Genomic DNA, 14,086 nt, shown 5'->3' on the forward strand with positions numbered 1-14,086 from the left:
GCTGATTTGCTCCTCTTAGGATGCTCGGCTGGCTTAGTCTGAGAGAATAAAAGAAGAGCTAGATTTAGGTTGCCGAGTCGCGATCGCCTAGTAGCGTGTCCCTAAAGCTGGCACTTGGGCAGGGCTAAGCCGCCAGCGATGAGGAGAAGACAGAATTCCCTTTTGCTGAATGGGTGAACGAACCGATAAAGGATAGGCATGCCAATGGTAGTCGTAGGCATAAGCCCAGTTCTGCTCATAGATGCCCACATCCACAAAGTAGTCTCCTCCTACTAAATCAAGGCGATCGAGATGTAATGTGATTTGGTTTTTGCCGTCGAGCAGAGGTAGCGATCGCCCTAAAGTTTCGGTACTGATATCAAAACAAGCTTGGCCGTCTTCTCGGCTGATCGTCACGCTAATAATTGGAGATTCTACTGGCTGCTCAGCTTGGTAATGAATCTCGATAGCTAAGGGAGCTCCACTCTCAATTTCACCTTTAGGTAGCAAGCGTACATTGGTAATCTCAGCTTCTAAAGAACCGAAACGGTTTTCGTTGACTCGCAACTCAATGCCTGAATCAGTGAGTTTGGGAGGACGTGTAGGAGTTCGACGCTGGGTTTCGGATCGCATTTCAGCCACGTACTGGCCTGCAACAATTCCTGGCTCGCCATAGGCGATAATTTGGCCATCGCGTAGCCAGATTGCTTGGTCACACAGTTCTTGAATTTGTTCTGCGCTATGCGAAATTAGGATAATAGCACAGCCCTGCTCTTTCAACTGAGCAATGCGATCCAAGCATTTTGCTTGAAAGGAGATATCCCCAACCGATAAAAATTCATCTACTAGTAAAACTTGGGGGTCAGTATGCACCGCAACTGCAAAGGCAAGCCGCATCTGCATACCAGTACTGTAGGTTCTGAGGGGACTGTCAATAAAGGGAGCTAGTTCGGCAAACTCAACAATGGCATCGAAGCGACGCGCCACTTCCCGCCGAGTTAATCCTGCGACTACCCCACTGACAAAAACATTCTCGCGTCCCGTTAGATCCGAGTGAAAGCCCGCTCCCAAGTCGAGCAAGGCTCCAATCCGACCATTGATTTTTACTTTGCCTTCATCCGGTCGGCCCACCCCCCCAATTAGCTGGAGCAGGGTAGATTTTCCAGCTCCATTTCTGCCAATAATTCCCAGCATTTGTCCAGGCAGAACGGTAAAACTGATATCCCGTAAAGCCCAGAACTTCTCAACGGGTTGCATGCGGCGCAAGCCAGATAGAACTGCTTCTTGAAGGGTTAGTGGGCGATCGCCATGATATCGGGAGAACTGCTTGCCTAAACCCTGGACCGAGACTGCGTAACGCATTTACAACTCCTCCACAAAGCGATCGCTCTGCCGTCTGAAAATCTGGTGTCCAATGGGAAGCAGCACCACACTCAACGCACTCAAAATTCCTAGCGCCATCCAGTCTGGTTGTACGCCCTGGATCAAAATATCTCGGTAGGATTCCACCAAAAGCACAATCGGATTGAGGTGATAAACCAAACGTAGATTTTCCGGTACACTTTTCAGGTCGTAAAACAAGGGTGTGAGATAAAACAACAGTTGCAGAATCACCCCAAGAATGTGCTGAGTATCCCGAAACGTGACATTGACCGCGGCTAAAGGATAGGTGAGGCTGACTGTGAGTACAAACTGCAACGCTAGTAGCAGCGGCATCGCCAAGATAATTGGCTTGAGTTCGATGCCATCAATACTCATAAACACTAGCAAGATGGGCAGCGCTAAAGTAAAGTGAATCAGCCCAGTCGTGACAGTGACTGCGGGCAAGATTGCTGCGGGAAAACCAGGTTGTCGAATTAGTGCCCGGTTATTAGTGATCACACCTGTAGCTTGAAAGAGAGAGCTTTGGAACCAGTTCCACACCAATAAGCCGCTGAACACAAATGAGGAATACTTAGGAACATTAACTGGCAAGACAAGCTGGAAAACAAAGGCAAAAACAGCCAGTTGTAACAAGGGGTTAATGAGCGTCCAAGCCAGACCCAAAGCCGATCGCTTGTAAAGAATTTGGATATCACGAATTACTAATTCGCGGAGGAGATCTAATCGCTGCATCAACTTCCCCTGACGGCGTGATAGGCTAGCTGTTCTCACGACACTGCCTCTGGAGCGCTAGCTGAGTCAAGCAGTACTTCAACATCTATGTTCTCGATGCGTTGACTGCGAAGTCGATCAAAGCTGTAGGAAAATGCTCCTACTAACAGACCTAAAACTTCTAAAGCAATCAGAGAACGAGAGAGCCGATTGGGACGCAGGAAGCGCCGCAGCACTGATTGTAAGAACCATTGGTACAGCATGACATGCCCAACAGCCAACCAATGCACTCTACCCTTACTAGTAGAAGCGACTAAATGAGCACCAAAACCGCAGTTATCCCTGAAAATCTCTCGTCGCAATTGAGCTAGGCTCGGTTCAGCCGTATGCCAAGCGATCGCAGCAGGTTCATATACCAAAGTATGCCCTTGGGCTAAAAGACGGTGGAACATTTCCAACTCATCGCCACCACGGCTAGGAGTGCCATCTCCTAGAGCTCCATCAAAACCGCCCAGCTCGCTAAAGATAGAACGGCGGAAAGCCATATTGGCGCTTGTACCCAGCAAATTTGTCCATAACAAATTCCGGTTTGGCACCTCTGCATTCACAATCCGTGATTCTGAAAACACCGTCTTGCAAACAGTACGGCGCTGCAAGCGTTGCTTCATGCCACCATAGTGCAGCTCATACAGGTATTGTGCTTGAGTTTGTAGTTCAGCAGGTGCAGCCAATCCGGTAACTGCCATAACTTTGCTATCAGCAAAAGCTCTCGCGATCGCTTGCAACCAGAATTTATCCACTGTTACATCGTCATCAATAAAAGCGACGAGGCCATGACGTGCAGCCGCAATGCCGCGATTGCGCGCCCATGCCAATCCGGGCTGGCTTTCGCGGACATAGCGTACTGGCAACTGAGCAACGAGTTGTGCTGTGTCATCATTACTAGGGGTTCTATCGACCACAATGATTTCGTAGCTGGGATAGTCCAGTGCCAGCAAGGATTGTAAACATTGGCTTAAGGCAGAGGCGCGATCGCGGGTGCAAACGATGATGCTAATTGGCTCAGCCATAGTTGCTTGTGGCTCAAGCTCTAGGAATTGTTGCTCAACTGTCGCTGCCATCAACTCCCAGCCCAACTGTTCGGTCGCAGCTTGCTGCAATTGCTCAGCTGTCACAGCAATCTGATGACGCACAGGTAAGTAGATCCAACCCAGCGGTTTTTGGTGGTAACGCACCAAAACTTGCAGTTGATGAAAATCTTCCAGATTCCAAACAGAAGAAAGCGGTTGGCTAAAGTCTAAATCAAGTACCTTAGTTGACATAAACAAGCTCCGGAGACTGAGAAGGTTGAGCTGGAAGTTCGTAAGTAACTTGAGGCGAGGAGTTAGTGACATTAACAGCCTTGTCTAGGACCAATGCTGGGATCAACGCTGGAGCCAAAGTCGTAGCTAATGTCGGACGTAGGTGAGCGGCATGTAACCTTTCTGTTCCAGGGATGGCTGGAATGCGACCGATGATTTGTTTGCCATAGCGGAGACGAACTCCAGTAGGGCGCTCTTGCTCTAATCTGCACTCAGCCTGAGCTAACCCTGCCTTGAGATCGATTTCGATATCTAAGAGGTTGGGACTGGAAACAGGGCGAGAACCTTGTAAAAAGGTAGTTAGAGCCTGTTGAGTGCTAGAAGCTTCAGCGATGCCACGCAAATACCAGTAGCCTAAGAGGCGATCGAGCAAAGTGCGCCAGTAGCTCCGTAAGCGCATCCACTCTAAAAGATCGAGCGATCGCCGTAGTCCTTTGGCCAGCAGATCGCCAAGGGCTGGCATTTTGAATATTACAATCAGGGCCATTCGGTCAACCCAAGAGCACCGAGCGATCATGGTTGACACTAATAAGGTGGGCTTTAGCTCTGGATATTTCTGTCCCAGCTGAACATCTGCCTTGCCTTCTTGATATTTGCGCCGTAACGAGCGATCGAGATCAGTTAACTCGTGGTGATAGCCCATCGCTGCTTCAGCAAACGTAAATTTTGCCTTAGCTTGCAATAACCTCATGCCTAGCTCATAGTCCTCATGGCAGCGGAACTGAGGGTCAAATTTGCCAACTGCGGCAAACAAATCTGCACTGACTGAGAAGTTGCCACTGAGCAAATCGCAGTAAGCGAAGCGATATCCAGGCTGACGCATTCTCTGAAACATAGCTTCCCACCAACCCCGTAAGGTAATTCGGAAGAAGCCTGTTTGAGTTTTTAGGATAGTGGGTAGGTAACCCAATACCACTTGATTAGCTTGTTTCTGGTGAGTTTTCACATGAGCTGCGACAAACCCTGGAGAAGCCTCAATATCATCATCTAGAAAGATGAGTAACGGAGCTAATGCCAAGGCTGCCCCTTGATTGCGGGCAACCGCAGGTCCCTGGCTCGGTTGCTCAATCACCTTAAGCGTATAAGGCGCTTGATAAGCCTTGAGCATCTCGCTGGTGTCGTCGGTACAACCATCCGCAGCAACGATCACTTCCATATCGGACAAAGGATAGTTTTGCTGAGCTAGGGCATCAAGGGTCCGTTTCAGAACAGCACTGCGGTTATGGGTGGGAATAATTACACTAACAGTCGGCATGGTTTTAACGGCTTAAGGAGAACTTAGGCAGATTGTTTGCGAGCAGTTAAATAAGCTTTGGGACCAGCGAGACAACCTTGGAGTTCGGCAAGGGCGAGATCTAAGGGCAAGCTATTTGGCAGTCGGAAGATAGCGCGAAATAGATTAGGGAGTTGGTCGTGAAGAAACCATGCGATCGCAGGCTGCACCATCACCCATTCTTTTTCCACAAGCAAGGTGCGAGTCCAGAAGGCGTAAACGCCTACACCATAGCCATACAGCGCTCGACGCAGTTCTTCCCAAGTGCGACGATGGCGATGCCAACTCAGTGCTGTAGGTTCGTAGACAATGCGGTAACCTGCCAGCAGGATGCGAGCAAACATTTCATGGTCACCGCCAGAGCACGTAGCAGTGCCTGCATCCAGATAGGGATCAAATTCACCTACTTGTTCAAGTAAGCTGCGGCGTACCGCCATGTTAGCCCCAGCACCCACTCTGCCTGTTGCCAATGGGTTCTGTTTAGCACTCTCAAACACAACTCGGTGGAAGCCTTTGCCAAAGGGACTATAAGTTTCAAACCACTCTTGAGCTTCCGTTTCTAGCTCCAGAGGCATGGTTAAACCTGTGGTGCAGATAACGAGGGGGTCGTCAAAATTAACTAAAAGCGATCGCAACCAATTTGGGTCTGGAGCCGCATCATCATCGGTAAAAGCCACAATCTCGTGGCGAGCTTCTCGTAAAGCTCGGTTGCGGGCGTTGTTCAGTCCTGGGCGATCTTCACGCACATACCGAACTGTGGGGTAATGGGTAACTAACTCCTGAGTGGCATTAGTGGCAGGGCAGTTATCAATAACTAAAATCTCTTGACCGTCGTCTGGCAACTGCATCAGAGCATCCAGACATCGCTTTAAGTCATCTGGGCGATCGCGGGTACAGATGGCCACTGTAGCTAGAGGCAAAGCAGAAATTTTACTCTGCACTTCATCCCAGTCTAGATACTCCCGCAGCCACTGTTCCCAAAGTTGAGACCCAACAGCATTGACCAACCGTTCTCGCAACTCCAGACCACTAATGTGTCCTTCTGCCACAGGCAGGAGCGCTTTGCCTAGCGGTTTGCCATTAAAGCGAATCAAAACTAATGCTTGATTGTATCGTTCTAAATTTGTAATCTCAGCGGGTAACTGTTTTAAGTCAATGTCTAGGACTGCGGTCGCCATTATTTCCCCCAAAGTGCAGTCAAAAATAGTAGATTCTGTTTTCAAAAAATCCGGATAATAGTTAAAAAATTTCACTTATTCTTCAGCCATCTAAAGACGTATTGAATTGATTTCCTTGCATCCACCGATGGAGTGATCTCTCTATTAGTAGTTTTATCCTGATATCAGCCTTCGAATTAATAAACTCTGGTGAAGTACTGACTACTTTTCTGTTAAGCCTAAGTGAACTTGTTAATCTAGCTCCTCGGAAGCACTTAGTAGCAAGTGAATCAGTAATCATCCCGAAAAAATTCATCATCAGTAAAATATAAAATCCTGGTCTTAGTAAAGAAGTTGTAAAGTCTATCTTGAAAGCTGCTGTCAACCAGAACAGCGAAGCTAGATAATTTTTACCTTGGTAGCTTTGACGAGCTAAGTACAGATAGAAGCTACTGCTCGACAAGCGGTAGATTAAAGCAGGGATATCAGAATATTTTTGACGGATTGCCCGTAGCATCAAGGCATGAGATTTGGCCATTGAAGTAAAATCACGGGACATGCTAGCTGGAAGCTTGCGATATCCAACTAGAAATTCTGGAACAACTCGAAATTGGTAATGTTCAGCAATTCGCAGATATAAATCCCAGTCTTCACAGCCCTGAGCATTTTGCTGCTTGAAATTGCAGTTGTAATTGCCCACCCTCTCTAAACAGCTGCGCCGAATCAAGGTTGAGCTAGCATTCCCTAAAAAATAGTGGCAAAGTAGGGTTCTAAAAACAGAACCTTCGATCAGAGAAGCTCGATATTCCCCAGTTTGCCAGTCAGCCTCATCAATATCTGCTGACCAAGAATAAACGAGACCTACTGACGCAGGGGCCTGCAAAAGACAGCACACCTGTTTTTCTAAATTAGTGCGATACCAAATATCATCAGCATCAATGGGAGCGATAAATTCTCCCTTAGCTGTTTGAATCGCTAGATTACGAGCTGCTGCCACTCCTAAATTGGATTGCTGTAGTAATACAATGCGGCTGTCGTTTTGGCTGATTTGATTAACGATCTCAGCAGTGCGATCGCTAGAGCCATCATCAACCACTAACACTTCAATACTTTTGTAAGTTTGGTTGATTACAGACTCAAGCGTTTTAGCGATAAAATGTTCAGCATTATAAGCCGGAATAATTACAGACACTAAAGGAGTATCAGTCTCCTGGCAGCGACTCATCTTTGCAGCCTGATTAAAAGATTGATTAATGATCAAAAAGTGTTTTAGTCACAGCTCGGTCCTTACCGAGTTGCTCTTGCCAATGCAGATAATTTCCTATTAGAAAAGCAAGGCCGCTATAGATGTAATAGAGCCAGTGCATCAAAATTGCTTTTAGTGTGAAACTCAAGTCCCGCTTTTGTCTGAAAAAGCGATATACGTCTTGATTCAGAATGAGAAGGGCGATCGTCACCAGCAAAAGTCCCCATACAGCCTGAGGACTATAAAAACTGCTCAGCCCTAGCAACAGAAGTAAATAAACTGCCACAACACTAAGACGGCTAGAAACTTGAAGATTGAGATCGTTAGCCATCCCAGAGCGACTATTGAGCAATAGTTGCGTCCAAGGAATACCGCGATCAAACAAGTCCGTCTTAATTAAGCTGTTGAGCTTCCAGGCTTTGTGATGTTTCACCTGTACCTGTTTAGCGAGAAGGATTCTGCCGCCTGCTTGCTTGATTCGGTAGCCCAAATCAATATCTTCAATGCTGGGGCGAGGATAGCGTTTAGTGTCAAATCCACCTACAGCCAAAAAGGTAGAACGCTTCACCGCACCGCAGCCTGCCCAAAAAGTGGAAGCATCTTCACATCCCGTTTGATGAGTATAGTGATGCAGTAAGTTTTTATACTGGGCTACAAAGTTAGGGGCTTTAGGAGCGTCATCGTAGGAGCCAAATACAGCGTCTAAATCTGGGTGGCTCTTTAAAGCTTCAGCGAGACGACTTAAAGTATTCAGATTCGCTTCGCAGTCAGCATCAATGAAGCACAGATATTGCCCCTGAGCAGCCTGCGCACCTAAATTACGCGCTACCCCTGGGCCACTTTTAGGTCGATGAGTCCTTAGAACTTTGGCTCCAAATTGGTGAGCCACTTGAGCGGAGCGATCGCTAGAGCCGTCATCAACTACAATCAGTTCCCAATCTCGGAAGGGCGAGTGTGTAATGGCGCTTAAGCAAGCCTGGAAAGCTTCACCGCCGTTGTAGACCGGAACCACGATGGAGAGAAACGGGTGAGAAATGCCTTTGAGTGGTGCTGGTTTTCGCATGATTATTTGCACTCCTACATCCAGCGACCCGCAGCAGTAGCCAAGGGCTGTACTTCCAAAGCCCCTTCCGGAAACAATTTTTCGATCAGGTTGAATACATCTTCAATGACACCGTCACTATTCATGTAGTGAAACGATCCGGTTCTACCTACCAAATGAAGGTTATCCCACTGATTGAGATAGTCCTTTACATTGCGAAGGGTAGGTTCGTAACCCACTCGGTAAACTGGGTAGGCATAGGGAACGCGCATCACCCAACTTTTGTGAACATCTGCTTTGCTGACCCAGCCAATCTGATGCATTTGCTCAATCACCTGGTCCAAGATGGCATCGTCCGACATTTCCCACGTCGGCTCACCTCGGCTGGAGAAAATTTCGATCGCCAGAGAGGTGTAGTCATTGCTAGGAACCATTTCTGGCGACCAATTTTTAGGTTCATGAGTGCGACCAAAAATCAGGTCTTTCATGGGAAAGTAGGTCCAGCTATCCTGGCTGACTTGTGGGCGTTTGAGCGCTACAAACAAGCAGATGATGTCTCGGTATTCCAAGTTATAACTCTGCAAAATCTCCTGGCTACCAAGCTTTTCGGGAATCGCTTGCAGTAGAGAGTTCAGTGGAATCGTAGAAACAATTTGATCTGCTTTCAAGGTCAGCGTAGTGCCGTCTTGATGACGAACATTAACTTCAAAACCTTGAGTGAGGGGTGTGCAGCTCAGCAAAGCAGTATGGGTATGAATTGTACCCCCCATTGCCAAGATGTTCTCACGCAAGGCATCTGGAATCATGCCAAACCCAGCGCGTGGGTAGTAGAACTCAGAGATGGCAGTGGCAGGCGTTTCTTTAGCTGGAGCGATCGCCTGCTTCACCATTCGCCATAGGCTAGGAATGCCAATCCGTTGAGAAGCCCAAGTTGCAGAGAGCTGGTCGCAGGCAATACCCCAAACTTTCTCGGTGTAGGGTTGAAAAAATACTTCGTACAGTGCCCGACCGTAGCGTTTAATTACCCAATCTTCAAAAGAAATATCCTGACGAGTCTTTTCAGTAAATTTAGCTACTAGGTAACTAAACACCATCTGGGCTGCTTTAAGCGGCGAAAAGATGGATAACGCTCCCGGCAGTTGAATGGGATAGTTAACAAATTGCTGGTTTAAATAGATGTGGCTAGTGCGAGGTACTACTCGTAAATCCTTACCTAATAAATCTTTGAGCCATTGCACAACCGTGGGATTGTTGCTGTGAAATCGATGCCCACCGATATCGAAGCGAAAGCCATCTTGCTCGAAGGTTCGTGCGAGTCCTCCCACTTCAGCGCCTTGCTCAATCAGCGTGACTTTGCAGCCTCGCTTTAAGAGTTCCTGAGCTGCGGCCAGACCTGCAAGACCACTCCCTAAAATCACAAAATTTTGCCTAGCTCTCGTTCCGAAGCAGACGGTTTCAGAATCTATGGCATCTCTCAAAACTTTCGCGGCGATCATCCAGGTAATACTCCAGCAAAGTCAGTGTTCACAGTCAACTTGTCCACGCTGAGACTGTAGCTAAACCCGAAAGCATCAGAAATTCTGGCACAGGCCAACCCTGCTCCGAAACTTCCATTAAGGGGTAGAGTTCTCGCGTTAAATTTTTAGGAATTCTGGGACTTAATCACTGAATCTCCGACCTCGGTATAAATCTACCGATAGGGTGAGGCTCTGTAGTCCTATCAGGGCTGATAGAAATAACTTTGGCACTAAGCTCTAGAGTTTCACAGGGCTGCTACTGAAAGTTTATTAAAAGGAAATATGCCTAGCCATACATACTGAGGGGAAAAATTGCTTAGGCTCTTACTGATTCATAGCTTCAAGCTCTTTGGAATATTTTTTCAGTATGTAAAGTTGCGATTAAATGCTTAAGGCACGGTATTTACTGAGCTAGGAAGCACTTCAGGCTTGCGTACGAATCCTGCAGGAAGACCACGGACCGGATCACGTAGCCATATATTCTTAGCAGGTTGGGGAGAGCAAGGTATCTCTGCGGCCCAACAAGCTCCCTTGGAGTTTTGAGGCGAGAAATAAACAACATTGTTAACTTGTTGTTGTGTCAATTTGGTCTTAGGCAGTGCAGGTGGTAAGACAAGACGCGATCGCACTGGGGGCTGACTCAAAGCCACGAGTACTAAGGTGCCCGAACACAACAACACCCAAGATTGCCATCGATATTTTTGGCGGTGGGGATTAGCCGTAAATCGTTTGTTCAGCTCAATACAACGGTTTTGCAGCTTGGCATGAAACAAAATGGCAACGGACAAGACAGGTAAAAGCACAACGTAGCCAATCCCAAATCTTAAGAGGGGAGACTGCAACATCATGAAGCTGGTGCCAACTACAGCTAACCCCAACACCCAAAGCTGTCCCTGATTTTGTTGCGAGATGACAGTCCGAAAGACATAAATCATGGAAACGATCGAAAGCCCAATTAATAAAACAATTAATTTGCTAGAGCCGATCGCATTGAACCACTGCCAAAACAGCCACAAAGTCGCAGAAACTCCGGTAGGAGCTGAACCAAACCAAGTCCCCCACCCACGCGTCACTTCGGCCAGTTGCTTTGCCTCTTGCACCGTTTGGGACCAGGGCAAATCAAGGCAGAGGAAAGTAGAGGGATAAAGCGGACATCCAGAAGTCACAAGGCTAAATAGCAACATGGGTAGCAGCAAACCTGCCAAAACCGCACCACCCACTAGTAACCGCTTGAAGCTTGGGCGCTTAGCTACTAGATAAAATAAGCTAGCAATTAATAAAATTGGCAACGCAGTCAGCTTAATCGTGACGGCTCCAGCTGCCAAAATTAGCGGAATTAGTTCAGGCTCTAAAATACTTTTTGGCCCTGCATTCACAGAATCGGTTCGTTGCTCAGAAATCACTAAAATACTCCAAGCTACGACTCCCGTTAAAAAAATGACGGGGATGTCTGGCGAGGGAGATACCAAAATGACTGACAGCAAGTGGGTAAACAACAGCGGTGGCAGCACTAAGCCAAAAAACAAGGTGACAAACCAATCGCTGAGCTTAGCCTGAGTTGTGAAGCTTCGAGTCAAGCTGACCCAGAAATGGAATACGGCTAAAAGTATGGCAAAGCCATTAGTCAAAGCGCTAACACGTCCTCCTAGACCCACTGGATTCAAAGGAGCCGCCAGAGCGAACCAAGCTGAAGCAAAACCGAACTGTTTTTTCAACAGCGCTAGACCCGGTACTGTACCGAATTCGGACAACCAACGAATGCTGCCGTAGTGATAAATGCCAGTATCGATCCAAGTAACCTGTTGAGTGGTAATAGCCGCGATCGCCAAGGCAAGGATTGAAATTCCTAAAATTAGCCGAGGTGATAGATCGACCCGCCAGGCTACAACTTCTTGACGGGCTGATCGCGGTAAGAGGGAAGCAGCAACTAAAGCAACGGTAACCAACCCACCGACTACAGGAGATAGGGGCAATAAGAGAGAGGTGGCTAGCAATGCGACTGCCAGAACTATCAAACCTAACCAAAGTGCTGCCATCGGGCGATGGGGCGATCGCTCAAAACAGTCTGCCTGCAATTGCAATAGGTTTAGCAGAGCTACACCAATCGACCAGCAAGCCATACTTAACACAGTCCAGGCAGCAATGAAGTAAAGCATGAAGGCTAGTTGTGAACTAAGGCTAGGCTAGCATTGCCGCTTGGTTGAGCCTCTAGCTTGAGGAGATTCAAACCATTGCCTTATAAAGGTTTTTGTTTATTCAATCGCAATCAAGCGCCTCAAAGATGCAGCGATCGCGACTACTCTACTCGGTCTACGGTCCTTGCTCAAACCACAATGCAGAGAATGATGATGTCTTCGGAGGCATGGTGAGAACCGTGTTTCAGTTTTAAGCAGGTATATAACCAGTTATCTAATCAGGCGATCGCCTAACTCTGGAAGATCGCTCCGTAAGCTTTTAACTAGCTGCGTGGGGTAGGAGCCGTCAGAGCGGGTCGAGTATAAGCACGCAGCAGCGTCAGGAACGTTTGCTGATTAAAACTGCGGGGGTCTTTGCGAGATCCAGAGCGATCGACTGCTTGATGGGTGGTAATCCTCGATTCGGGCACAGCGGCTCTTGCAACTAACCAACTCAGCGATTCATATTGAGCAGCTGTGTAACCGCTGTGACGGTTGCCGTTATTGCGACCATCGGGAGGCGTTTCTAAGGAGATATGGTAAGCGAAATTATTGACAGAGGGCGGAAATTTGGGATGCGTTTTCACTGCCTCTGGACCATTCGGGCCATTAAACACCGAGTTGCCTGCCCCAAAGGCTCGCTTATCGGGGGAAACGAGATACACAATCGTCCCATCCTGAGTGATTAAGGCGTGGTAGCTTGCTTGGTCTTCGTCTCTAGGATGGGGAGTTTGAAAGAATGAGATCGTGCTGTTCGCCGAGCTGACAGTTTCATGGAGCACGACAATCGGTGCATGGGCAGCAGAACGACCATACACATCCTTGAGCACTCGCTCTCCATAATTCGTGGGATCTGCAAAAGCAACCAGTTCTCTGGGTTGATAAGCCGGGACTGCGGGGGGTCTTATCGGTGGCTGCGCGGAGGCAGGGGGCGCAGGCTGCGATCGCACGGGCCGAGAGACTTGCGGCGGCACTGGCTGAACGGTGGGGGAAGCGGACAGCGGGACGGTAGGCACAATGACACTAGACTGAATGCTAGCTCGACTATCAGAAGGTCGCATTTGGCTAGGCGGCACTTGGGCGATCGCAATTTGCTGAGGTTGATTCGCCAGAATCTCGGCATCTCCAGGTTGGATGGTTGTTACGGCGTAAACCAGCCACACCACACTAATCACAACAGTCGCCAAGACAGCTTTTAATTGATTATCAAGACTCTGAAACCGACGTATAAAATTCATAGAGTTTTGAGTAAGGGTTAGGGAGTTGCCAATAGAAGAACACTGCTAGTAGTTTTGAGGCCTAACTTATGTTTAACGCTCAGTCTAACCAGGCTCAGGACAGAATGGCAGAGATTATTGATCCTGAAATATTGCAAGCCTAAATAGTTTGTGAGAGGCGCACTCCATCAGCTTACGGCTGGCGACAGAGCCATTGATTTAGACATAAGAAAACCCCATCCAGTTTCTGAAATTTGGATGGGGAGATCAGGCTAGTTTAAGAACTTAGGTCAGTGGTTGAAATAGCTAACTTTGGCAGAATTCAGCAAATAGATTTTCGCTGGGTAAGCAAAATAATCTATCTACTTCTAGTCGTTACCCGTCACTTTTTCAATTAGCTGCTTTGCCCCTTTGATAATTCCTGAGTTTGGCTGCTGCTCTTGATAGGATTCTAGATTTTTTTCGTACTCTTGCTCCAAAGCACTGGAATCTTTAGCGACTTTGGTGGCGTTGTTGTAAGCTTGCTCACGCTCTTCAACCGACTGCTTCTCTGCCTTAGATGGGTTGACTTGGTCAGCTCTGAAGTTAGGTACGTTTGCGTCGCCCGCATAGCTAGCTTGCGAAATGATTAGGCTCGATAAGCTCAGTAAGCCAACCAGCGCTATCACTACTAGACTACTGCGAACAAACTGTCCAATAGCGGTAAGAATTCGTTGCATACCCATTTCCTCGTGATTCTAGTTAGACTTTGCAGGCCTCGATCAATACAACCAGCAGCGCGATCGATAACAGCGGTATCAATATCCTTTTGACACGAATCCTACGGTGTCTTAGGAAGCAGCGCCGTCTACCAGAAGGTACATTACTCTTAGCCAAAGAATTACGAAGTATGAATGCTAGGCCGAGGGAGTTAATTAGACTTCTTCAAAAATAAGGCAATCAGACAAAATAGAGGGAGCAGTGCTGTCAGGACGAATCATGAAGCAGGCATTCCTCAACCGTCTGTTGCATCTATTCAACGCCCAT

11 protein-coding genes are annotated in these 14,086 nt (G+C 47.7%); all 11 read right to left on the reverse strand.

Annotated features, from left to right (window positions below; genetic code table 11):
- Positions 1-87 precede the first annotated feature (87 nt).
- The 11 genes from H6F90_RS27680 to H6F90_RS27730 all read right to left on the reverse strand — a co-directional run bounded on the left by H6F90_RS27680 (position 88) and on the right by H6F90_RS27730 (position 13,779).
- Positions 88-1,341, reverse strand: coding sequence for an ABC transporter ATP-binding protein (locus tag H6F90_RS27680; RefSeq protein WP_190555203.1), 1,254 nt, complete (start codon positions 1,339-1,341; stop codon positions 88-90).
- Positions 1,342-2,094 carry an ABC transporter permease gene (locus H6F90_RS27685; protein ID WP_190555225.1) on the reverse strand — a complete coding sequence of 251 codons (753 nt, stop codon included), beginning with the start codon at positions 2,092-2,094 and terminating at the stop codon, positions 1,342-1,344.
- Positions 2,095-2,129: 35 nt separating this feature from the next.
- Positions 2,130-3,395 (reverse strand): glycosyltransferase family 2 protein, encoded by a 1,266-nt coding sequence (locus tag H6F90_RS27690; RefSeq protein WP_190555204.1) that lies wholly within the window; start codon positions 3,393-3,395, stop codon positions 2,130-2,132.
- The gene (locus tag H6F90_RS27695; protein ID WP_190555205.1) at positions 3,385-4,689 is read right to left on the reverse strand and encodes a glycosyltransferase family 2 protein; all 1,305 of its coding nucleotides are present in this window, start codon (positions 4,687-4,689) and stop codon (positions 3,385-3,387) included. Before H6F90_RS27695 ends, H6F90_RS27690 begins: the two co-directional genes overlap by 11 nt.
- A gap of 23 nt (positions 4,690-4,712) precedes the next feature.
- Complete coding sequence (locus H6F90_RS27700; protein ID WP_190555206.1) at positions 4,713-5,885, reverse strand: glycosyltransferase family 2 protein; 1,173 nt, start codon at positions 5,883-5,885, stop codon at positions 4,713-4,715.
- 82 nt (positions 5,886-5,967) lie between these two features.
- Positions 5,968-7,125, reverse strand: a complete 1,158-nt coding sequence (locus tag H6F90_RS27705; RefSeq protein ID WP_199296222.1) for a glycosyltransferase family 2 protein — start codon at positions 7,123-7,125, stop codon at positions 5,968-5,970.
- A complete protein-coding gene (locus H6F90_RS27710) occupies positions 7,115-8,173 on the reverse strand; it encodes a glycosyltransferase family A protein (protein WP_190555207.1) in 1,059 nt (352 codons plus the stop codon). The genes H6F90_RS27705 and H6F90_RS27710 overlap by 11 nt, the downstream gene beginning before the upstream one ends.
- A gap of 14 nt (positions 8,174-8,187) precedes the next feature.
- Positions 8,188-9,648, reverse strand: a complete 1,461-nt coding sequence (locus H6F90_RS27715; RefSeq protein ID WP_190555208.1) for an FAD-dependent oxidoreductase — start codon at positions 9,646-9,648, stop codon at positions 8,188-8,190.
- A 410-nt stretch (positions 9,649-10,058) separates the two neighbouring features.
- The gene (locus tag H6F90_RS27720) at positions 10,059-11,825 is read right to left on the reverse strand and encodes a hypothetical protein (protein WP_190555209.1); all 1,767 of its coding nucleotides are present in this window, start codon (positions 11,823-11,825) and stop codon (positions 10,059-10,061) included.
- A gap of 302 nt (positions 11,826-12,127) precedes the next feature.
- Positions 12,128-13,081, reverse strand: coding sequence for a peptidoglycan recognition family protein (locus H6F90_RS27725; protein WP_242024654.1), 954 nt, complete (start codon positions 13,079-13,081; stop codon positions 12,128-12,130).
- A 347-nt stretch (positions 13,082-13,428) separates the two neighbouring features.
- A complete protein-coding gene (locus H6F90_RS27730; protein ID WP_190555210.1) occupies positions 13,429-13,779 on the reverse strand; it encodes a hypothetical protein in 351 nt (116 codons plus the stop codon).
- Positions 13,780-14,086: the final 307 nt, after the last annotated feature.

Origin of the sequence: Trichocoleus sp. FACHB-591 (assembly GCF_014695845.1) — a bacterium.
Lineage (GTDB): Bacteria > Cyanobacteriota > Cyanobacteriia > FACHB-46 > FACHB-46 > Trichocoleus.

Bases quoted from the DNA above. Each gene is read 5' to 3' on its own strand.
- H6F90_RS27700 (WP_190555206.1), bottom strand. From the start codon at position 5,885: ATGGCGACCGCAGTCCTAGACATTGACTTAAAACAGTTACCCGCTGAG.
- H6F90_RS27685 (WP_190555225.1), bottom strand. From the start codon at position 2,094: ATGCAGCGATTAGATCTCCTCCGCGAATTAGTAATTCGTGATATCCAA.
- H6F90_RS27695 (WP_190555205.1), bottom strand. From the start codon at position 4,689: ATGCCGACTGTTAGTGTAATTATTCCCACCCATAACCGCAGTGCTGTT.
- H6F90_RS27720 (WP_190555209.1), bottom strand. From the start codon at position 11,825: ATGCTTTACTTCATTGCTGCCTGGACTGTGTTAAGTATGGCTTGCTGG.
- H6F90_RS27730 (WP_190555210.1), bottom strand. From the start codon at position 13,779: ATGCAACGAATTCTTACCGCTATTGGACAGTTTGTTCGCAGTAGTCTA.
- H6F90_RS27725 (WP_242024654.1), bottom strand. From the start codon at position 13,081: ATGAATTTTATACGTCGGTTTCAGAGTCTTGATAATCAATTAAAAGCT.
- H6F90_RS27680 (WP_190555203.1), bottom strand. From the start codon at position 1,341: ATGCGTTACGCAGTCTCGGTCCAGGGTTTAGGCAAGCAGTTCTCCCGA.
- H6F90_RS27690 (WP_190555204.1), bottom strand. From the start codon at position 3,395: ATGTCAACTAAGGTACTTGATTTAGACTTTAGCCAACCGCTTTCTTCT.
- H6F90_RS27715 (WP_190555208.1), bottom strand. From the start codon at position 9,648: ATGATCGCCGCGAAAGTTTTGAGAGATGCCATAGATTCTGAAACCGTC.
- H6F90_RS27710 (WP_190555207.1), bottom strand. From the start codon at position 8,173: ATGCGAAAACCAGCACCACTCAAAGGCATTTCTCACCCGTTTCTCTCC.